The organism is Segatella copri (genome assembly GCF_019249795.2).
Taxonomy (GTDB): Bacteria; Bacteroidota; Bacteroidia; order Bacteroidales; family Bacteroidaceae; genus Prevotella; species Prevotella copri_B.
Genome location: NZ_CP156891.1, coordinates 2,413,457 through 2,436,734, shown reverse-complemented (window position 1 = coordinate 2,436,734; position 23,278 = coordinate 2,413,457). Strand labels below are relative to the sequence as shown.

Below are 23,278 nucleotides of genomic sequence, written 5' to 3'. Positions count from 1 at the left end.
TTCTTATAGGGTTTAATTTTCGAGATCCAAAGCATCGCAACCGCGGATGTCCTGATTCTTGTTGTAGAACAGCATATACATACCTGCCTTGATGTATGCGCAGACGCTCGTTACATCGATAGAGATGTTAGGGTTGTCTGCGATATTCAGGATATAAAGGTGAGAGGTCAGTGTCTCTTCTACCTTACGGATATCGTTGGAACCAATCTGGAACTGGATCAGGCTCGGACAGGTTGTGATTCCTGTAGGCCATGTACGCAGGCAACGCTGGTCGGTCTTCTCATCACGCTGGTGGTTGATGGCAAAGGCACGGAGCACGGCACTGTTCAATGGCTGGGTTGGCACCTCGGTGAAGCAGTTGTAGCTCAAGTCCATATTGGTAATGTATGGCAATGTGGTTGAGCGGAAGTCATCAGAGAGGGATGTCAACTTGTTGAATCGGAAGTCGATAACCTGCAGCAGATAAGCCTTCTTGCCCTTGATGGAACCCTTAGGGATGGTGCGCATCTGGTTGCCGCTCAAATCGATGGTTGTGATTGGCGAACCGGCAGTAAACAGCTCTGAAGGGAACTTCTCTATCTTATTGTTTGACAGACTGACAGAAGCTGCATTAATACCCTTGTAGGTACCATGACTATTATCTACACCTGTAATCTCGTTGTAAGAGAAGTCTACAGAACCCATCTCGCGAACAGAACTTGCATCGAAGATATTCGGAATCTTCTTCAACTTGTTATGAGCGAAAGTCAGACTTTCCACATCATCTGTAAAGGCACAGAGATTAGCAGGAATCTCTTCAATCTGGTTGTTGTTCAGATAGAGAGAAGAGAGAGCTACCTCAGAACCAAACGGATGTACCTTCTTGATATTATTGTAAGCCAGGTCGAGCAAACGGAGATTTACCATCTTTCTCAATGCAGAAGACTCAGGAAACTCCTCCAGGTTATTGTAACTCATATAGAGAATCTGGAGTGTCTTACCTGTCTTCTCCTCAGCTAAGCGAGTCCAATCTTTTCTCAACTGATTAGCAGAGATTCCCTTGCATCGTGCCAGGTTCATCGCCTGCAATTTAGGGAGCTTATAGTAGAAGTCTGGAATGCGACTGATCTTCGGACAGTTGTAAAGTTCGATATCGGTCAGGTTTTCCATCTTGTCCCAATCCTCTTCCTTAAACTCCTGTGCAAACTTACCATAAACAGGATCGTCAGGCTTGTAGAAATTCGCACAAACCGAGTCGGATGTGATAGAAGAGTTACCGATATAGAACTGCTGCAACTTTGTCAGGCGATAGATGGCCTTAGATACACCTGTAATCTTGTTGGTCAATGTACCGATCTGCGCATCCTTCAGGTTGATGCGGCTGTCCTTCTTAATTCTGTTCTTCGGTGCCACCTTAGGATCAGAGTTGTAGCTTTCTACAATCATATCCGACATGTTGGCACGTGGGTCATACTTCAGAAACTTGTTCTCATAGTCGTGACGCATGCTGCTCTTCTTTGCTGCAGTCAGACTGTTGGCATCATAATTATTGAAGATGTTGGCACCAATCTTCTCATCGTGAGAACCGAGGTTGAGCACCTGGAGTTCTGTCAGCTGTCCGATGGCATCAGGTACGATTCCCTTTGCACCGAAACCGGCGATAACGAGACCGATGACACGGCCGTTGCTGTTGAGCGTTACGCCCGGCTGTTCGCCCCACATATCGAGTTCCTTGTTGAAGTTCCAGTTAGCTCCCTTGAAGGTAGCATCGCCATAGAAGCTCCACTCCTTACCATGGAGAGATTCCCAGATAGCCTTCAAAGCCTCATAGTCCTTGATATACTCCTTTGTCTTGGAAAGGAGGATAGGCACCTGAGCCGTATCATTCAGTTGATTATCCTCTACGATAAACGCCTCACCCTTTACAGGCTGGGTTTCGTACTTGGTCTTCACCGCACCTGTCTTCCCGTAGGTGGTATAAGAGGTAACCTGATAAGTACCGGCAGGCAACCATACGGTAGAATCACAGTAAGCTGTACCTGTATCCATATACTTATCGTTCTCATTGTCAGGATTCTGATGCTCTTCGCTAGACTCCTTATATTTCACCTTCAGTTCAGGAAAGGTATAGGTCTCACGGGTAAAGAGGTTGGTTACGCTGACGTCAACGAGACGGATGTTAGAGAAGAGATACTCAGTACCACCGGCACGGGTCTTCTCCCACTCCTTCACGAGATTGAACTTCACCTTACCACGCTCCACAGTCTCCACCATAAGGTTCTGTACTTCCAGACCGCCACCTACTACAGTGAATGTTTCGCCGGCAGAAGAAGCCAGCAACTCCTCGTCTACCGCATCATAGAGATAGAAACCGATAACGGTGTAAGTACCCGAAGCGAGTTGCAGTTTTTCACTTCTCAGACCATACTCTGCATTCTCTGAATTATAAGAATTGAGCACCAGTGTCTGAGAGACAGTTGTACCGTTGTGCTCCATGACCACCTTGATTTTCTTGGCATCATCCAGTTTCTCAAGTTTGTCAAGGGCAGCAGCACGGGTAGCTCTAGAAGAAACCTTCTTGCTGAGTTTGAACTGCACATATCCGTATGTGCCGTCCCAGCCTCCGGTTTCATCATCCGAGCAACTTGTTGCTGCAAAGGTCAGGAGAGAGACCAAGAGCAACAAGAGTGCCTTTGAAAATATTTTCATTCTGTTCATTACTTTCTAATTTTTCTGATAGAAGTATGTTTCTTACTCATTCCCTCACCAGGAGATTCAACAACAAGAACCTTTACAGGAGTTCCGTTGTCCTTGAATACCATAAACATTGGAGTAGCAGCAGGAACATCTACGAAGAATATACTGTTATTATTCATATCCATACTAAGCTCTGCATAAACATCATTTCCGTTGTTATCCTTAACTGTAAGATAGCCTGTCTCCATCATAGTGTTAGGGTCCCAATCCTTGATATTAGGATTAACTGTAAGAGAGCTTCCTACTCCTGACTGAGCGACATATATTTCGTCACCATTGTAGCCAAATTTTTCTGATATGATAGAACCATACGTTGATTTATCCTTCTTGCACTCTACTGGCAAGTAGTTCATCTCCAAGATTGTAGGCGCTGCAGACTGATCATCAGCAGAAGAGTTGGCCTCCTTCTGTACAACTTCCATCAGGAAGCAGTTGTTGTAATCAATTTTCACGTCTGTGCAGTTGTTCTCCAGCATATCATCTAGGCCGTTCTCCAGACTCTCGAATACGCTCTGTGGCAAAGCATAAACCACGAATGTACGGCTTCCGCTGTTCAAAGGCTCAATTGTGAGTTTAACATTACCCTTCTCACCCTGCAACTTCACAGCGCCAATTTGATCCTCGAACAAACCATTCTTTGTTTTCTCGAAGACTACAAGCTGATAAGCATCATCCAAGGTCTTGAGGGTGAAAGGAACGAAGTTGTGGAATGTGAAATCGTTGGTCTCACCGCCATTCAGTTTAGAACCATTCTGAGTGAACACCTTACCATCGAGTGATACATTCCAAACATTCCACTTCGAAACAAGTTTATCATCATTAGGATGAGTAATTTCCATCATATTTTCAGGCATACCCTCAAAGATAACAGGTACGGTTTTAGCAGCCTTGCCATCCTCAGAAGTGAAGGTGATGGTGTAGTTACCGTCCTTGATGGCATACTTAGCACTTACGCCCTGATTCTCCTTGAAGGAAACTCCGCCTACAGCATCCTTGTTAGGTGTACCTACCATGAAACCACCTTCTAAGTCTACCCAAGCTGGAGTATTAGTAACCGCAAAACGATAGTTTGACTTTACGGTAAACTTGTTGTATATAGGCTGTTCTGCGAGGTCCTTGTAACCTACAGTGATACCTGTCTCGGTGATATCGTTGCCAGCCGCATCGAATACCTGCAACTTATAGCCGGCAGCCGAACGCTTAACCTCAGCGATGGCAACCTTCTGACCACCCATGTTCAGGAAGAGCTGAGCCACGCTCATATCCTTGCTGGCATCATCATCAGTAATCTTAACCTTGATGGTCTGCTTGCCTGCAGTACCATTGAGTACGAAGGCGTCTGTTTTCTCGCCCTGCACCAGTTTACACCAGATTTTGTCTGAAGAAAGGCTCCAGCTCTCGTTGGCATCGAAGGTGAAGTCCAACTCAGCACCAGCTTCACCGGCGATAGTCTGTACCTGTGGGAACACAGGAGTTACGGCATCGTCATCGCTGGAACAAGCTGTGAACAGAGTCACTGATACCAGCGCCATCAATACGAGCCAATATTTTGAAATCAATGTTTTCATTTTCTTTTTATTCTACGATTAATATCCTTGTTCTTTCAATTTCTCTGCCTCTTCATCGCTGATCCATTCATACATGGTGATGAAGGTTCCTACGTTGCCGAATAATGAACCATCTTTGTTGTTTACACTCATAACAACATACTGCAATACATAGTTCTGGCAGGTGTTATAATAAGAGGTATACAGAGAAGGCTGGCTGATGCGCAACTTGCCGTCTCCATAGATGGTACCGAACGCCTCGCCGGTTTCACCGGCTATCTGGTCGTCCATCTCTACCTTTGGCTCAAGAATGTTCTTGGTGCTGAACTTCAACTTCAGGTTGTAGCCCTTATAGTAAACATCCTTCAGCAGAACGGTATTCTCCTCGCCTTCCACTACCTCTGTCTTGATCAGACGGTTGGTTACGTTGTTCAGATACTGGCTGTAGAATGTAGATGTTACCTTGCACCAGCCAGAGAAGTTGTGGATATCGAAAGGACAAGACTTCTGCATTACCACGTGGGCATAGTCCTTATAGAGATCTGTCCAGTTATACTTCTCCGGAATCACCAGTTTCAGGGTGAAGCCGAGTGAATCGGTCTTGCCGATGTTATCATAGATACCCTGAACCTTCACATTTCCTACCATCTCGCCCGCCTTGATTGTAACGGTGTTGTTGAGGATGCGGTAATGCTTACCCTCGATGGCATTGCTCTGCTTGTCTACTACCTCTACGCCGAAGGTGCGGTCGTAGTCAGCTTTTTCGGTTGCAGATACAGGCACATTGAAAACCTCATTGCTTTCCTGTACAGCATACTGATAGAGCGTATCAGAGAACATGATATGACTTGAACCAGCATAAGTGGTATAATCCTGTGAACAACTCACAAGAGCGATGAGTGCAGCTACGGCTGCCAAACATCCCATCATTATTTTCTTCATGATCTTCTCTTTATTTTATTTGTTACTTTCATTAGGCTGAATCTCAGAACCTGGTGCCTCAAGCTCATGCTGAGGAATTGGCCAGACAAAGAGAGGGTCATCCTTTTCAACCTTCAGACTGCTCTGCACGAAGTTGGCAGCAGGCTGGTCGGCAGCCTTACGCTCAAATCCCTTGTGCCAGCGCTTGAGGTCGTTCAGACGGAAGCCTTCCATATAGAGTTCCTTCACGCGCTCTGCCTCGATTATCTTCATGGCGTTGTTCTCGCTCATCGAGGTGTTACCACCATATGAAGAGTAGCGGGCTGTACGCAAGGTAGAGATGTCCTTACCTGCCTTACCATAGTCCTCCTTCATGGCGTAAGCCTCAGCACGAATCAGATACTGCTCTGAGAGACGGAATACCATTGGCTGGTGAACATGCAGGATATTGCTGTTCAGGAATTCTGCATCGCCGAAATACTTGCTCAGCAAAGGCCACTGCAAACCATGCTCATAACCTGTTACACGGGTTGTGAAGATGGCTGCAGCACGGAGGTCCTTGCTGTCGAATGAGTTGATGACCCATGTCTCAGGCACATAGTCTGGACGATAAGTTACGAAGTTGTAGTTATCGAAGATGGTACCCAGAGCACCGCCATAGCTGTTCACGGTAAAACCTACCTTCCAGATAGCCTCACGCGAATCACCATAGGTCCAGATATACTTATAATCATTCACCTGGTTTGAATAGGTGTTGGAAGAAGCCTTCTCTAATGTATAATACTTACTGCCGATTACCTTAGATGCATACTTGATGGCATCATCATACTTGTGCATATATAAGGATACGCGCGCACGCAAGGCATGACAGGTATACTCGTTGAAGTAAATCTCGTTGTAGAGACTTCCTGTGAAGTCTTCGTCTACTTTCAGATATTCAGCAGCCTTGTCAAGATCTCTCAATACGAAATCGTATGATTCCTTCAGAGTGGCTCTCTTCTGTGGCTCATTGCCGTAATAGTGCTCTGTGAGTACAACGCCGAGTTCCTTCGCAGCCTGCTCATCGCTATCGTAAGCCTTGCAGAAACACTTGATCAGTTCTGAGTAAGCCAGGGCACGGGCGAAGTAAGCCTCGCCCTCATACTGCTCCAACTTATCAAGCTGCTTATCATCATTGGTTGCAGCCTTTACCTTTTCAACATTATCGAGCAGGAAATTGCATCGGTTGATCACATCATAAAGGTCGGCATATACCGCCTTGATGTCGGTGTTGGTAGCCTTGATATCTTTCCAACGGTAGATATCGCCATAGGCATTAGAGTAGCCCTTCACGCAGTACACGAAGTCTGCCTGCAGATCTGGCAGGATTGTCAGATTGCCCGAATAGAGGGCGCTGCTCTTGAAACTGTCGTAGATACCGTACACCAGCTTGTCCATGTCGTCCACCGTGTTGATAGCCTGGTCCATGAGGATAGAATCCTCAGGATACTTATCAAGACAGGAAGACATAGAGAGGGCTAGGATTCCCGACAGGATGTATGTCTTTATATTTTTGATATTCATTTTTTTTCCTTTCTTGGTTAGAATTGCAATTCAACACCCAGAGTAAACTGGCGTGATGCCGGATACTGTGCCTGGTAAATATTGGATGAAACCTCAGGATCCAGACCGTTGAAACCGGTTACGGTGAAGAGGTTCTGTGCCTGACCATAGATTCTGACCATAGAGAAGAAGTTGGTCTTGCGCAACAGACTCTGTGGCAATGAATAGGACAGACTGAGATTCTTCAGACGGAGGAACGATGCATTCTCCAAGAAGCGATCGTCGAGCTGGGTTACCTCGCCCCAACGTGGGATATCGGTAATGTCGCCTGGCTGCTTCCAGCGGTCGTACAACAGACGGTTTGACTGGTTGTAAGCAGTACCGAAGGTTATACCGCTCTCCTCGAAGTAACGGTCGTTGTTAATCACGTAGCGTGTACCAATCCAGCTGAACTGGGCAGAAAGCTGCAAGCCCTTCCAACGGAAGCTTGTACCGAAACCGCCCATCCAAGGTGCATCATAGGTCTTGCCTGTCATCACCTTGTCGCTCTCACGGAACTCGTTGGTCACGTTGCCGTTCTTGTCATACCAGAGCTGCTCACCATTCGCTGGGTTCACACCGGCATAACGGTTCAGGAAGAACTCGCTTACTGAGTGACCTACCACATACTTCAAACCGGTGGTTGAGTTTACATACTCGGTTACACTGTTATAGAGTTCCTTCAATCGGTTCTGGTTGTAAGATACGTTGGCACTTACATTCCAGGTGAAGTCGCGTGTGCGGATTACATCACCGTCAGCACTCAGCTCGATACCCTTGTTAGCCATCACACCTACGTTCTTCCAGCGATAGCCCTCGCCGGTTACGGTATAAGACTCAGGAACGCGCATCAGCATATTAGAGGTACGCTTGTAGTAAGCCTCGAAGCTGAAGTTGATTCTGTCGAGGAAGCCCAAACGGAGGGCGAAGTTGTTTGCCCATGTTGACTCCCAACCCAATTCCTCGTTACCACTCTGTGATGGATAGAAACCGGCAGTATTATCGTAGTTGGCACCACCCGATACCAGAGCCAGGTGATAATAGTTAGGAATCTCAGAGTTACCCGATGTACCGGTACTTACGGCAATCTGGGCTGTGCTGAGCCACTTCATATCCTTCAGCCAGTCGGTCGACTTCACGTTGTACATGAAACCGAGCGACCAGAATGTACCCCAGCGATGATCCTTACCGAAACGTGAAGAAGCATCAGTACGCAGAGAGAAATCGGCATAGTAGAGCTCCTTATAGTTATACTCGCCACGCATGAAGAATGACAGGTAAGAATAATCAGAAGATGAATCTGCCCAGCGGCTGGCACGTGTACCTGATGATACGTTGGTCAGGAGATCGCTGGTCTGACCCTTGGAATATACCTGGAAACCATCTGAGTGGAAATTGACAGCCTCCTGACCCAGCATCACGTTGAACGAATGGATATCGTTCAGAGTGAAACGGTAGTTAGCCGTAGTAGTCTCTGTCAGGTTGATGGCATCGCTGCTCTGGCGTGCCGCAGTACCCTGTCCGTGATTTGAAGAGAGACTTGGGAACGACTGGAGGAATGCTGTAGAATGGGTGAAATCGACACCAAACTGAGTACGGATAGTCAGATTCTCTATCGGATAGATTTCAGCATACATGGTAGAGAGCACCTTATATTTCTTGTTCTTGATAGGATTCAAGCCCATGTAAACGATAGGGTTCTCGCTGGTTCCAGCCCAGTTGCCTGCTGAAAGTGAAGCCAGACTGCCATCCTTTGCGTATGGATTCCAGTAAGGCAGCATGAATCGGCATGCTGAGATAGGAGTAACGGTAGTATAGCTACCGTCGTCAGCCTGCTGAGCCTCCTCATAGGCAGCCATGGTGTTGGTACCTACCTTCAACCACTTGCTAGCCTTTACATCTGCATTGGTGCGGATGTTGTAACGGCGGAAGGTTGAATTCTGTGCGATACCGTCCTGATCGTAGAAACCACCAGAAACATAGTAGTTCAAGCGGTCGGTAGCACGGTTGATAGAGAGTTCGTAGCTCTGCAGCGGAGCGCGGTCGTTAAACACCTCGTCCAGCCAGTTTACGTTTACTCTTGAAAGGAGATTGTAATCCTTACCTGTATCCAGACCTACTTCTTTCTCAAACTGGATACGCTCGTCGGTATTCATCATTTTCCAGTTGGTCTGTGCCAACTCAGAGAAACCATACTGTGCACGGAGCGTAATCTTCGCCTTGTCCATTGACAAGCCTCGCTTGGAAGTGATGACAACCACACCATTGGCAGCACGTGCACCATAGATAGAGGTAGAAGAGGCATCTTTCAATACAGAGATACTTTCGATGTCGTTAGGACTCAAAGTATTGAAATCAGAACTTGAGATTGGCACGCCGTCGAGGATAAAGAGTGGCGACTTTCCGGAGTTGATAGAGTTGGTACCACGGATTTGGAAGGTAGCCGCCTTGCTAGGTTCACCCGAAGAAGAGATGACCTGCAAACCAGTACTCTGTCCCTGCAAAGCTTGGTCGAAGCTTGCCGCCGGCACATTTTCTATTTTTTCAGACTTTACGGCAGACACGGAACCCGCAATGGTTCCCTTCTTTCTCACGCCATACGCCACCACAACCACTTCATCCATCATCTTGGAATCCGAAGCAAGGGTGATGTTGAGCGTATTTGTCTGCGCTTTCACAACGTGCTTCTGCGTAACGCAACCCACATAAGAGTAGGCAAGCGTAGCCTTCGAAGCACCCTTAATTTCGATGGTATAGTTACCGTCAATATCGGTCACTACGCCATTTGATGTTCCCTCTTGCATAATGGTCACACCAATCATCGGTTCGTTGTCTTCAGCAGACACGACTGTACCCTTGACGCTGAAACTCTGCGCCAAGACCGATTGGATAGACAACAATACAAGTGAGACAAGTAAAAGAGTTAATCTTCTCATCCTTGTTTGTTTCAAGTTTATTAATTAATAATTATAATTTTTTTCTCGTTTGGTAAAAGCCGAAAGCACTCAGGGCGACACTTCGCCCCTCCATTTATACATTCTTTCACTAATATGCACGCATGGAAATACCTATTTAACTTAAATCGGTGCAAAATTACGAATATTTTCTTATTTGCCCAAGATTATCGCTTAAAATTTAAATGTTTGATATGAAATATCTATGTTTTTTAGCATATTTGCTCATAAATTTAGTTAATTGTCGATTTTTTGTCACATCCGATTACAGTTTGCAAAAACAAGTTCAATACATACTTTTTTTGTTTCTATGCAGCCGTTTTCATAAAGCTGAAATTACGTCCCGACGTAGCTTGTACTACGTCGGGACGTATCTTTTGCTGCGTCGGGACGTAGCAAATGCTACATCGGGACGCATTTTTTACTGCATCGGAACGTATTTTATCAGCTGACGCAAGTGGTTCAATCAGCTAACGCAAGTAGCTCAATCAGCTAACGCAAGTAGCTCAATCAGCTGACTCAAGTGGCTCAATCAGCTGACGCAGATATCTCGACAAGCCGAAGGATACGTCTCCATTAGCCTACGGAGTCGTATCCGTAACCCAACGGAGTCGTATCCGTAACCCCACGCAGCCATATTCTTAACCCCACGCAGCCATATCTATAGGCAAACGGAAGCACATCATTTATTTACCTCTTCACCTTCATATATTCCGTAGGAGTCATGCCATACTCCTTGGAGAAGCATTTGGAGAAATAACTGCTGTTGGAAAAACCAACGGTATACATCACCTCGGAAACACTGAACTTGCCCTGGCTCAGGAGCTCGGCTGCACGCTTCATACGCATCTCACGGATATACTCTACAGGCGTACGACCCGTTATCGCCTTCGTCTTGCGATACAGCTGTTTGCCACCTATGCCTATCACATCCTGCAACATCGAAACATTGAAGTCGGAATCAATCATGTGCTTCTCTATCGCCTCATTGATCTCTTCGAGCAGACGCTTGTCTGCCCCATCCAACTCGCAGACATTTACTTCCTTCTTTTCCTCTTCAGAAGACTCAGAGCGTGCAGGAACTGGTTCTGAGGATGATGACTCAGGCTCAGATACAGGCGAAGCGGATAACCCAGTGGCAACAGCTGATGGCTCCTCAGGTTTCTTCACATTCAGGTAGCGGACCATCAGAGCTGTCACCTCATCAAATGAATGATGAGCTACGGCAGCCTTCAAATCTTCCGTCAGACGGTTGAAGAAGTCAATACGCATCTGTACCTGCTCCAACACCTCAGCCTTCTGCTTCTGGGCATCAGCCAGTTCCTTGCGCAGAAAATACCAGCTTACCAGCCATGCCACAAACACGATGAGTGCCGTGATATAGAAGAGCTTGCACCACCATGAGAGATACCAAGGCGGCAGGACGGAGATGTCGAGCGAATAAACCTCGGCAGCTATCTTGCCTTCACCATCCACGGCATGAACCGTAAGATGATAATCGCCATACGACAAACCATTGTAGGTGATATCGATGTTGCTCGAGTTCAGATAATGCCAGTCGTGGTCGCTGCCTTCGAGTTTGTAAGCATAAACGGCTGAAGGATGATCAGCAAAAGGAAGGTCGGTGAGCTGCAAGGTGAAGTTGTTCTCATCACTCTTCAGTTTCAGGATTTCTCCACGCTCCTCACGAGCCTGTCCGTTTACGATGATTCCAGCCAGCATCAGGCGGGTAAACTGCTTAGGCTTCTGTGCTACATCGGAACTGATTGCCACATAGCCGTCATTGCCGCCCATCATTACCTCATGAGTCTGTCTGCTGTAACAGATGTTGAGCGGCGCAACAGAAGGAATCATGAAACGCTGGCTCTCGCCCTGTGGATTGATTACGCAGCATTCATTGCCCGATACCACCCATATCTTGCCTTCCACATCGCACATGGTACTTACCTTACCACCAATCTGCCATGTCTTGGAAGAAAAGCTGTTACCCAGCACAGAACCGGCTGCATAATAACAGGTTACCGAATTGTTATCACCCATCCAGATATTGCCCTTGCTGTCTGCCATCAAATAGTTGACAACATCTGAGTTAGCTACCTGCACCACCTTCATATCGTTCGGATTGATGCAGTCGAGACGGGTATAGGTAGAAACCCAAATCCTACCCTTTCCATCCATCACCATCTGACCTACATGCAGACCAGAGAGCGCATTCTTTCCCTTGTCCGAGTAATGCCAGTCGGCTATGGTCTTGCCGCTCAGAAGAGCCGCCTTATCCATCACGAAAACACCGCCCTGATAAGAACCCATCCATATCCTGCCCTTCTTGTCCTGGAGAATATCGTAAGCCCAGGCAGTAGAATACTTGCCACTCTTATCGTAGACGATGAAATTGCGCATCTGACGGGAACTGCGGTCATAGAAGTTGATGCCATGGTCAGTACAGATCCATACATCGCCGTCATGGTCTTCATAAATCTTGCGTACACGGTTATGACTCAGCGGGAAGGCAGAGCTGTTCTGCTTGTACCATGCCACATTCTGATAACCTTCAGCATTCCGGGTGAAATGAATCAGTCCGTTGGTACCGCCCATCCACCATTCGCCGTTACGAGTCTGGAGCATGGCATGGAGACAGTTGCCCTCACCCGACATCGTAATCTTATCGAGCGATACATAGCGGTAATAGGTATGGGTAGTGAGACGGGAGAGTCCATTGTCAGTACCCACCCATACATTCTGCCATTTATCTACAAAGCAAGCCCAGACAATGTTGTTAGGAATAGAAGCATCATCGCGGGAATCGTGGATATAATGGGTAATGGCATTGGAGAGTGCCATCTGATAGAGTCCGTTATCGGTTCCGATATAGAGATTGCCGGCAGCATCTGTAGAAAGACATTTGATGGAATTGCCGTTCAGAGCTGGAATCTGTGAGAAGTTCCTGAGCTGCAGATCGGCACAATAGAGAGCGCCCTCGGTACCAATCCAGTAGCATCGGCGCTTGGCATCATAGGCGAGCGCATTGACCAGCGGCTGTTCTCCGGCACGGAGCGGAATCAGTCTGCTGCCGAGACGCAGACCAGCAAGCGAACCTACGAGCAAGCCTCGCGGAGTAGAGAGCAAGGCATAGACATCGCCACCGAAGTCAGTCTTACCACCCTTGATATCGAGCACACGGAGTTCCTTCAGCTGCTTGCGCTTCGCCTCATCGGCAAAAGCCTTCATGGCTGGTGTTTCGGCATATTGATAAGATTGCGTATCGAATTTCAGGATGCCGTTGCCAGTAGCCAGATAGAGCATCCTGCCCTCGAAGCCGAGCGCATTGACACGCGTATTGCTGAATGTATGTTCCTGAAAATGGCGGTAGCTATGATAACCATCATAGCTGTAAAGACCGTTGTCGGTTCCGAGCCATATCATTCCATCACTGTCCTGGGTAATGGCACAAACGGACTGAGCACCTTCAAGGGAGGTGTTAACGAAACGCTGCGCATAGATGGCGAGCGAAATAAAGAGCATAGCAATTGCCATGCTGATGCGGTTTATAGGTTCTTTTGACTTTTTCATGTGTGCAAATTTACACAATATTCATGATAACGCCAAAAAATATCGGAGAAAATTCAAAAAAAAAGAATCCCCTGAGAAAATAGCCGCTGCTATTCCCAGAGGATCCGATATAAACTATATACTTTATAACCAACTGAAATCTGTCTCAGTCTTCTTATATTGCCTGGAGCGTAATCGACTTTTCGATATTTCGCTTGCTGTCTTTTACCTTCAGGATGATGTCGCCCTTCTGCTTGCTGCTCTGTACGATGACTACGAGTTTGCCAGAGAAGAGTTTCATCTGTGGCTGGGTGAACGGTTCGAGCGATGTGGCATCGCCGTTGCAGGCTGCCTTGAAAGTGCCGGCACCACTCACCTCGAAGGTCAGTTCGTCATCGGCAAGCGGACATTCATTGCCGTCCTTATCCTGCAGACTCACGGTGATGAAGGCAAGATCGTTGCCATCGGCATTCAGAAGCACATTGTGCTCATCGGTACAGCCTTCTACCATGCAGGCAACAGGCTCATGATCAGGTGTTTCTACGCAGAACTTCATCTGTGCAGGCTCGCCGGCAGTACGCTTCACGTCCTCACCAACCTTTTCGCCATACTGGTTGTAAGTAACCACGCGAATCTCACCCGGTTCATACTTCACATTGTTCCAGCGCAGACGGTAGCGGTCGAGGCGGCTTAACTTGTCCTTGCGAACCCTGCCCTGACTCTTGCCGTTGACGAAGAGTTCGCCTTCCACACCATCGGTGTAGCAATATACAGGGGTAACCTGTCCTTCCCTGCCCTTCCAGTTCCAGTGAGGAAGAAGATGGGTAGTATGCTGCTGCTCGTTCCAGCGGGCACGATACATATAGTAGCGGTCCTTAGGAAGTCCGGCAAGGTCGCAGATACCGAAGTAGCTGCTGCGGCTTGGCCAGTAGGTATCGTAAGGAGTCGGCTCGCCCAGATAGTCGTAACCGGTCCATACAAACTCACCGATTACCCAACTGTAGTCATCCTGCATCTTCCAGTCATCATCCGGAAGATTGCTCCAGGAACAGTATTCGGTATCATAGCTTGAGCACTGACCATCAGGATAGGTAGCCTTATCACTTACCACTACCGGGAACTTGTATACGCCACGGGAGCTGACCGTAGAGGCGGTTTCTGAACCGAGGAGGAAGCCCTGGGGCAACTGCTCAATATTCTTATAATATTTATGTACGCGATAGTTGAAGCCCGGAACGTCCATCACCTGGGCAAATCCACTCTTCAGGGCATCCTCAGCCTTATCCATACCCTGGGTTACAGGGCGAGATGGGTCGTACTGATGACAGATATCCTGCAGACGCTTGGCAATCTGCACACCCTCCTTGCTCCACTGTTCTGGAATCTCGTTGCCGATACTCCACATGATGATGCTAGGATGATTGCGGTGGTGCTTTACCAGATTGGTGATATCCTTATCGCTCCACTCCTTGAAGAACTTGGCATAGCCGTTCTTGCATTTAGGATAAATCCACATATCGAAACTCTCTGCCATGACCATCATACCGAGGGAATCGCAGAGTTCCATCTGCATGGTAGAAGGCATGTTGTGGGCAGTACGGATAGCATCGCAACCCATCTGCTTCATCATCTTGATCTGACGGATGAGAGCTGCCTTGTTTTCTGCTGCACCCAACGGACCGAGGTCGTGGTGCAGACAGACACCCTTCAGTTTGCGGGTAACGCCATTGAGCTGGAAACCATAATCCTTGGATACGGCAATGGTACGGATACCGGTCTTCAGGGTCTGGACATCAGCCACCTTTTTTCCTTCATATCGGGTAAGTTTTACCTGATAGAGGTAAGGAGATTCCGGAGACCAGAGCTGAGGATTCGCCACCTTCAGAGTAGTCTTGATTTCAGGATTGGCACCTGTGACAGTCTGCTCGGCAACCTTCTTGCCAGCCTCATCCAACAGGGCTATGACGGTCTTGCCCGACTTACCAGTCTTTCCTTCCAGCAGCGCATTTACTTCTACTTCAGCTTCCTGCTTATCAGCCTTCAGGGTACGGACGAAGGTATCCCAGGTAGAGAAGTTTTCGTTGCCATAGAGTTCTACGGAAACCGGACGGTAAAGGCCGCCTCCCGGATACCATCGGCTGCTCTCCTCTACATTATTAAGATGTACCTCGATGAGATTACTCTTACCAAACTGGATGAAAGGTGTGATGTCGATGCGGAAAGCATTGTAGCCGTAAGCCCACTTGCCTGCCTCCTTGCCATTGACGCTGACAACAGGCTGGCTCATGGCACCGTCGAAGACGAGTACGGCACGCTTATAGCCCTTAGGAGCCGTCCAGTTCATCTTATACATACCCTCACCTATCCAAGGCAGCGCACCAGAACGTCCCGACTTCTCGGTCTTTTCGGTTTCGCCATTCTGCTCGATGGCCACCATCTGCAGGTCCCATTTCTTATCGAAAGGTCCCGAGATAGCCCAATCGTGCGGAACGGCTACCTGCTGCCACGCCTTGCCATCACGGGAGAAGTCCCATGATGGCAGGTTGATAACCTTTCTGCTCTGCGCCTGACACAGCGTAGTGAGGGCCAGGGCAAGAGTCATGAAAGTAATGCTTCTCTTGATCATATTGCTATTTAATATTCTTATTTATATGCATCGAATACGGCAGTTGGTTTGCCGCTGTTGTCGAAGGCTCCCTTGGTATATGCAGGCCAACCCAGAGTGGTATAGTTGGCTGGCTTCCAGTTGTTGTAAACTTCTGGTTCCCAATAGAAGATACCCTCGCAGGTAGAGATTGCCTTACAGCCATCCACCATCTTCTTCATCAATGGCGCAGCCTGGTCAGAGCCCCACCACATACCGATTTCAGAGATGATGACGTCCTTGCCATACATGGAAGAAAGAGTCTGGATGTTAGAGAGACAACTCTCTGCATAACTCTGCCAGTTATCATCTTCCGGATAAAGAGACAGTCCGATGACATCCCACTTTCCGCCATTGTCCTTCAGCTTATCGTAGAGCCAGGTAAGTCCACCGAGGTCCTGACCCTTATCTACATGCACGATGACTTTTGCCTTAGGATAAACTTCCTTTACAGCATCATAACCGGCGTTGATATAAGCAGCAAAATTGGCTGCATTCTTAGATACCTGACCGGTTACAGCCTCATCGCTATTCCAGAGCATTCCGTCGCGGGTTTCATTACCCACCTGCACCCACTCTACGTTGGTTACGCCTCTATCCTTCAGGGCTTTCAACACATCCTTTGTATGATCAGCCACAGCCTGTTTCATCTGTTCAGCAGTATAGCCCTGCCATGCAGCAGGAACTTTCTGGTTGCCCGGGTCAGCCCAGGTATCAGAATAGTGGAAGTCAATCATCAGACGGAAGCCGAGCTGCTGAGCACGCCAAGCCTTGGCGATGACATCATCCTTGCCACACCAGCCACCTTCCGGATTTACCCAGACACGCAGACGGATGGAATTGGTTCCCTCTTCGCGGAGGAGCTTCATGCATTCTGTAGCCTTGCCATTCTGATTATAGAATTTCACCCCATCCTTCTCCATCTCTGTGAGCCAACTTACATCGGCGCCCTTGGCGAAGCCACTCATATCGTATGTCTTCTCCTTTTCAGGAGTGGTATTATCATCATTGCTGCAACTCGTGCCCGTGATAGAAAACAAGAGTGCTGAAGCCAGCAATATGGCTTTTCCTAAAATATTCTTCATTGCTATTTTTCTTATTAATTATTCATATTTCCATGTCATGGTGTTGAGGTCAGCGGTAACGGTAACTTCACCACCAGTTACATCATCCTTGAACCAAATGTCCCAACAGTCACTAGCTGTTGACAATTTAAAAAGATCGCTTGGATCAGAACCATACCAAGTCTGCTTGTCGTCCTTGTTTTCACCTACGAAGATAAACCGGAAATTCTCCCAAGCTGTTGGCTTGTACTTGCAGGTATAAACGCCATCACTCACCTTGTTCATCACGGCAAGAAGGGTGTTACCATCCTTAGAGAACATACAGAGGGTATTGCTAACCTCTGGCTCTGGAGTTGTCTGGTCGCCCTCAACGATGGTGTATTCCAGCTGGCTGTGCTCACCAACTTTCACGGTTACGGTATAAGTACCAGCCTTGGCAATATTTACACTTCCAGCTGTTGCAGCATCTGTCATTTTGCCATCAGCCAAAGTATAGTTCATGGTCTTCACCACAGCTGCAGCATCTTCTGTACCTGTATCCTTGCTGTACTCTGCACCTGTTGCTACGATGCTAATTGGAGTATTATCGGCTGCGGTTGTAATCACCTTGGTCCAAGCATAGTTAGGAGCATCATAGGTCATATCTTCACCATTCAACTGCATCGACTTGATGTAAGTTGGCTTAAGTTCCTTAGCTTTTGTATCAAGAACTGTATAATAAATACCTGTCTGACCTGGGAACCAGATGTTCCATGCAGACTCAGTATTATCCATTTCGTACACATGGTTATCCTGTCCTACATTACCCCAAATGGTACCATCATTTTCCTTACCCCAGATATGGAACCAAGAAGAGGCATTCATATAGCCAGAATAAACTCCATCAGAATTAGGAGAATAGAGTTTGGTCAGAACTTGATCCTTTTTCTCATTCAGGATATTGATGTAGCTCATATCAATGAGGTATGGAGTAACCTTTACCTGGCAGACATTGCTGTAAGCGGCATCAAGATTGGCACCCATCTGACTCTTGATACGGAAATAAAGAGGTGAACTCACATCAGGAGACAAGCCGAGATCCTTGGCTGCAGCATTGAGATCAGCACCGGTGAAAGCCTTGGAAAGGTCGGTTACGGTGTATTCCTTTACTGATGCGAAATCTTCTGAGGCGGATGCCTGCAGATAAGTCTTCAACACTCCGCTGCCCGCAGGCTTGGTTTCATCGCTCGAAAACAAGGTAGGATTCTGCCAAGCCAACGAGAGGACAACGTCCTTACTGTTATCTACAGACAGCTTCACATCGGATGCCGATGCCATCAGATCGGATGCCTTGAAGCCATCCAGATATATCTTGTCGCCACTCTCGTCGCAACTCACCAGGGCGGTGAGTGCGCAGAGAAGCATCATCAAGTTTCTAAATATCTTTTTCATTCTTTTATCCTATTAATAGTTGTCGTTATGAAGATTTGGATTTGCGGTAAGCTCGGTGTTAGGAATTGGATAGATGTTGTACTTGCTATCCACTGCCTGTCCATCGTGGACACCACCCTTCCACTGCCAGATGTACTTATTAGTAGTAAACTGACCATAGCGAATCAGGTCAGTACGGCGATAACCTTCATGATAGAGTTCACGGGCACGCTCATCGAGGATGAACTGGAGGAACTCATCATCGTTGGCAAAGTTGCTTGCCCATACATCAGAAGCATGAGAGCGCTCACGAAGCTGGTTGATCCAATAGATAGCACCCTGCTTGCGGGAAGCAATCACGTCAGGATCTGCAGCATCACTACCACCAGCCCAGTTATCCCAGTCATTATGCAGACGAACCACGCACTCGGCATACATCAGATAGACATCAGCCAAACGGAAGAGAGGGAAATCGGTATCCACACCTGCATCTCCTGTATTGGATGCAGTGGTTCCATCATCCTTCAGGTTACTCCATTTCTCAGAAAGATAGCCAGCGGTTTCATCGGTCATGCTGGTTACATCCTTGCTCTGACCATTGGTAAAGAACTTGCAACGCTTGTCACCATTGCCATCAATATCGGTCTGGGTAAACTTATCCACGAACTCAGGACGAAGACGGAATTCACTCCAGCCGGCAGTTACACCATAATCGGCTACATTCTGGTTGGCATTCGACATACTTACCTGTCCACAAACCAGATAGGTAGAAGAACCCCAGCTTACAGTATGCTCAGCACTTACCGGCAAGGCGAAGATAATTTCGTTGGTACGCTTATCATTATCAGCATTGAAGAGCTTGCTGTAATCAGACTCCAAAGAGTAGCCCATATCCATCACCTTCTCACAAGCCTCCTTGCACTCGGCATACTTGGCAACGCCGGTATAAACCTCGCTGTTCAGATAAAGCTTGGCAAGCAAGGTATAGGCAGCACCCTGAGAAGCCTGACCGTAAGGACAGGTGGATGCTGGAAGCATATCACCTACACAATCCTTCAACTCGCTCTCAATATAATCAAATGTCTGCTGAGGAGTATAACGAGGAGGAATGTAGCTGCCCACAGGGTCGTTCTCTGTCACCATCGGAATGTTGCGATAGAAATCGAGGGCATGGTAATAGAACAGAGCGCGCATAAAACGGACTTCAGCCTTATACTCCTTCATCTTCTCAGCATCAGCACCTGAGAAATTGGCATTATTGGCATTGCGGAGGAACTCGTTGCAGAGGGCGATGTTGTAGTAGATACGATAATACATATCTGATACCCAGGCATCGTTAGCATCCCAGGAGAGATAAGTAAGACCCGTAGTCTGCTCACCTGTCAGCCAGGTAGAGGCAAATTCATCGGTACCACACTCCTGCATATTGATAAACATACGCATGTAGTCGAAGCCACTGCCGCCGTTCAATACGGATTCCATATCCTTATTATCGCCGCCCTTGCCCTGACCGCTAGTCACCATGGCAGCGTAAATCTTACCCAGCACAGCCTCATAATTGGCAAGCGAGGTATAAACATCCTTAGAGGTTGTCTCTGTATGAGGATATTGGTCAAGATCGGAAACACAGCTGGTAGTGCCTGTCAGCACCGCTGTTCCCATCATCATACTATATAATATATTCTTAAGTTTCATTGTTATCTGTTTTGATTGTTAGAACTGAAGTCCGAGGCTTACTGAGTAAGTGCGAGGACGTGGATAGAATGAGTTGTCCATTCCGTTTGGCACCTCAGGATCTGTACCTGAGTAACCGGTGATGGTGAATACATTCTGTACCATCGCAGATACGGTGAGCGAAGCCCACTTGTTGATCTTGCCTACATTGTAACTCAAACTCAGGTTGTCGAGTTTCAGGAACGAAGCATTCTCTACGTAGTAATCAGAGAGATACTGACGGGTCTTGAAACCTGTCTTCAGGAAGCTGGTATTGAGGTTGTTGAGTTGTGAGTTGTTGTAGCTTACTGTCTCAAAAGCACCTGTACTCATACCCATGCCGTTGTATACATAGTTGTCGATGTTGGCACGGAAACTCATACCGAGTGTCAGCTGCTTGTATCTCAAAGATGTACTCAAGCCCATGATGTACTTAGGGGCTGGAGAATGATAGCGGTAGAGATCTGACTCATTGATTTCGCCATCATTGTTCAAATCGGCATAAGCACCCTCGATAGGCTTGCCTGTCTTTGAGTCGTAGAGCTGATGATACACATAGAACATGTATGGCTCATATCCCTCAGAGAGTACCTGGAACTGGTAAGCATCGATAGATGGACCTACCTTCACGTTGGTCTGGCTTCCACCCTTTATCAATGAAAGGTTCTTCACCTTCATGTTCTGCCAGGTAAAGTTATAGCTCAGGTTCCACTCCCAGTCCTTGGTCTGGATAGGGGTTGCATTCAGAGAAACCTCAATACCCTTGCTGTCCACATTACCTACGTTGGTAAGGATAGTCTTTGAGAAGTTGGTACCTGCTGCTGTTGGTACTGATGCCAACAGGTCCTTGGTCTTACGGGTATAGAAATCGATGGCACCACCGATACGGCCATCCAGGAATCCGAAATCGAGACCGAAGTTCCAGGAGGTTGTAGTCTCCCACTTCAAGTCTGATACGTATGCCTCAGGACGGTAAGTATTGATATACTGTCCGTTGATGAATGCTTCGGCACCTGTCACGCTGTAGGTATAAACCGGCAGATAGTTGTAGTTGCCGATACCTTCCTGCTGACCGGTAACACCATAGCTGGCACGGAGTTTCAAGTTAGAAAGTACCTTCTGGTTCTTCAACCAAGGCTCTTCTGTCAAAGTCCAGCCCAAAGCAACAGATGGGAAAGTACCCCAACGGGTATCCTTAGAGAAACGGGAAGATGCGTCTCGACGAACGGTAGCCGTCAGGAGATACTTTCCATCGAATGAATAGTTGATACGTCCGTAATATGACAACATTACATGACGGTAATCTGAAGCCTTTACGGTTGACAGGTTTGTGCCTGCCGCACTTTTGGTATAATAAAGAGGTGTAGTACTCTTCCAATACTGGTAGTCGTAACCGGCTGTCAGATCTACATTACTCTTGATATCTTCGAAATACTTTGCATAGTTGGCATAGAGGGTAAGCAAGCGGTTCTCGTTCTTCTGAGGACCATACTTGTAATCGCTACCGCCCAAAGACTCATCCTTGTTGTAGCTCTGTGCTGCGTAGGCAGGAACATAAACGGTTCCGTCGCCCTTGGCATAGTCAGCACCCACGGTAGCATGGAGCTTGAGGTCTGGCAGGAAGTGAACCTTGTAATCTACATCCATAGAACCGATGAAGCGGCTTACCTTACTCTTTGAATCATACAGATCAACCAGACCGCGAGGGTTTCTTACACCGGCATTCACTGGATAGCCATCAGCATCGAGTGCCTCATTATAGCCACCATATTTGTCGTTGCCGGAATAAACCGGGATGGTTGGGTTGAATGTGGCAGCTGCCCATACAGCGCCACCATTATTGAATGAGTTGTTATTAAGCGTTCCCTTGGCGTTGATGGTCAACTTCAGGTGATCCTGGAAGAAGCTAGGAGTCAATACAACGTTACCTGTCCAGCGCTCTACATTGTCCTTGCGAACCAGACCGCTCTGGTTGTAATAGCCTACAGACACTCGGAATGGCAACCACTTGTCGATGCTGCCGCTCACGCTGAGGTTATTATCTGTACCGAAGGCTGTGCGGTAAACCTCATCGTTCCAATCGGTATTGGCTGTACCGAGCAATGACTTTTGGTTATCTGTACCGTACTGGTTGATGACATTCACAAATTCATCACGACTCAGCATATCTACCATCTGCGCACGGGTCTGCAAACTGTTGGTGGTATTGAAGTTCACCTTTACAGCACCCTGCTGTCCCTTCTTGGTGGTAATGATAATGACACCGTTAGATGCACGGGAACCATAGATGGCTGTAGAAGAAGCATCCTTCAATACAGTCATGCTCTCGATATCAGAAGGGTTGATCATGCTGAGGAAGTTGCTGCTGTTACCCGAAATACCACCCTGCTCCAATGGCACACCATCGAGCACGATAAGAGGGTCGTTACTGGCATTAAGAGATGCACCACCACGCACACGGATGGTACTGCCGGCAGAGGCAGAACCACTGTTGGACATAATCTGTACACCCGAAACCTTACCGTTGATCAACTGTTCTGGAGAAGAAACGAGACCTTTATTAAAGTCCTTCGATTTCACGGTAGCTACGGAACCTGTCAGGTCACTCTTTCTTGCCGTACCATATCCGATGACCACGACATCAGCCAGCGCCTTGCTGTCAGATTCGAGTTTCACCTTCATATTGTCTGAGATAGAAAGTACCTTATCAATATAACCGATATAAGATACCTTGATCTTCTTGGCTGAAGAAGATACCTGAAGACTGAAGTTACCGTCAAAATCAGTAACTGTACCGCCCTTTTCGCCTTCCACTATGACAGTGGCGCCAATCAGAGCCTCACCATTCTGCGCATCAGTCACCTCACCTTTGATGGTTCTTGTCTGCGCCATGAGTTGCAGACATCCGATGACGAACAATGCCACGAGAAGCAAACTTCTCTTTGCTAAATTCTGGATTGCGTTCATTGTTTTACTTTTAGGTTGCGTTTAAAATTGTTTTCGGTTGCAAAAGTAGGGAAAAGAGAAAAAAACAGCAGACAGATTTCAGACAAAAATAAAGAAAAAACGGACAAAAGCAAATCTTTATCTAGCTTTTGTCCGTTTTGTCATTTAAAAAGCAGGAATCTTTATCAGATTCTTACCTGATATCTCGCCGGT

11 protein-coding genes are annotated in these 23,278 nt (G+C 47.3%); all 11 read right to left on the bottom strand.

Going from position 1 to position 23,278, the window contains the following annotated elements:
• Positions 1 to 12 precede the first annotated feature (12 nt).
• The 11 genes from KUA48_RS10175 to KUA48_RS10125 all read right to left on the bottom strand — a co-directional run bounded on the left by KUA48_RS10175 (position 13) and on the right by KUA48_RS10125 (position 23,086).
• Positions 13 to 2,697 carry a DUF4458 domain-containing protein gene (locus KUA48_RS10175; RefSeq protein ID WP_218431869.1) on the bottom strand — a complete coding sequence of 895 codons (2,685 nt, stop codon included), beginning with the start codon at positions 2,695 to 2,697 and terminating at the stop codon, positions 13 to 15.
• Positions 2,697 to 4,304, bottom strand: coding sequence for a DUF5003 domain-containing protein (locus tag KUA48_RS10170; protein ID WP_218431870.1), 1,608 nt, complete (start codon positions 4,302 to 4,304; stop codon positions 2,697 to 2,699). The genes KUA48_RS10175 and KUA48_RS10170 overlap by 1 nt, the downstream gene beginning before the upstream one ends.
• A gap of 18 nt (positions 4,305 to 4,322) precedes the next feature.
• A complete protein-coding gene (locus tag KUA48_RS10165) occupies positions 4,323 to 5,225 on the bottom strand; it encodes a DUF4984 domain-containing protein (RefSeq protein WP_218431871.1) in 903 nt (300 codons plus the stop codon).
• A gap of 15 nt (positions 5,226 to 5,240) precedes the next feature.
• Positions 5,241 to 6,767, bottom strand: coding sequence for a RagB/SusD family nutrient uptake outer membrane protein (locus tag KUA48_RS10160; protein WP_218431872.1), 1,527 nt, complete (start codon positions 6,765 to 6,767; stop codon positions 5,241 to 5,243).
• Between the two features lie 17 nt (positions 6,768 to 6,784).
• On the bottom strand, positions 6,785 to 9,721 hold the full coding sequence (locus KUA48_RS10155) for a TonB-dependent receptor (RefSeq protein WP_218431873.1): 2,937 nt from the start codon (positions 9,719 to 9,721) through the stop codon (positions 6,785 to 6,787).
• Positions 9,722 to 10,429: 708 nt separating this feature from the next.
• Complete coding sequence (locus tag KUA48_RS10150) at positions 10,430 to 13,309, bottom strand: two-component regulator propeller domain-containing protein (protein ID WP_218431874.1); 2,880 nt, start codon at positions 13,307 to 13,309, stop codon at positions 10,430 to 10,432.
• 154 nt (positions 13,310 to 13,463) lie between these two features.
• Entirely contained in the window at positions 13,464 to 15,914 is a 2,451-nt protein-coding gene (locus KUA48_RS10145) for a glycoside hydrolase family 2 TIM barrel-domain containing protein (RefSeq protein ID WP_218431876.1), read from the bottom strand.
• A 17-nt stretch (positions 15,915 to 15,931) separates the two neighbouring features.
• Positions 15,932 to 17,017, bottom strand: coding sequence for a glycosyl hydrolase 53 family protein (locus KUA48_RS10140; RefSeq protein WP_218431878.1), 1,086 nt, complete (start codon positions 17,015 to 17,017; stop codon positions 15,932 to 15,934).
• An 18-nt stretch (positions 17,018 to 17,035) separates the two neighbouring features.
• Positions 17,036 to 18,427, bottom strand: coding sequence for a DUF5114 domain-containing protein (locus KUA48_RS10135; protein WP_153080485.1), 1,392 nt, complete (start codon positions 18,425 to 18,427; stop codon positions 17,036 to 17,038).
• A 12-nt stretch (positions 18,428 to 18,439) separates the two neighbouring features.
• On the bottom strand, positions 18,440 to 20,101 hold the full coding sequence (locus KUA48_RS10130; protein WP_256624402.1) for a RagB/SusD family nutrient uptake outer membrane protein: 1,662 nt from the start codon (positions 20,099 to 20,101) through the stop codon (positions 18,440 to 18,442).
• Between the two features lie 18 nt (positions 20,102 to 20,119).
• The gene (locus KUA48_RS10125) at positions 20,120 to 23,086 is read right to left on the bottom strand and encodes a TonB-dependent receptor (protein ID WP_215651259.1); all 2,967 of its coding nucleotides are present in this window, start codon (positions 23,084 to 23,086) and stop codon (positions 20,120 to 20,122) included.
• Positions 23,087 to 23,278: the final 192 nt, after the last annotated feature.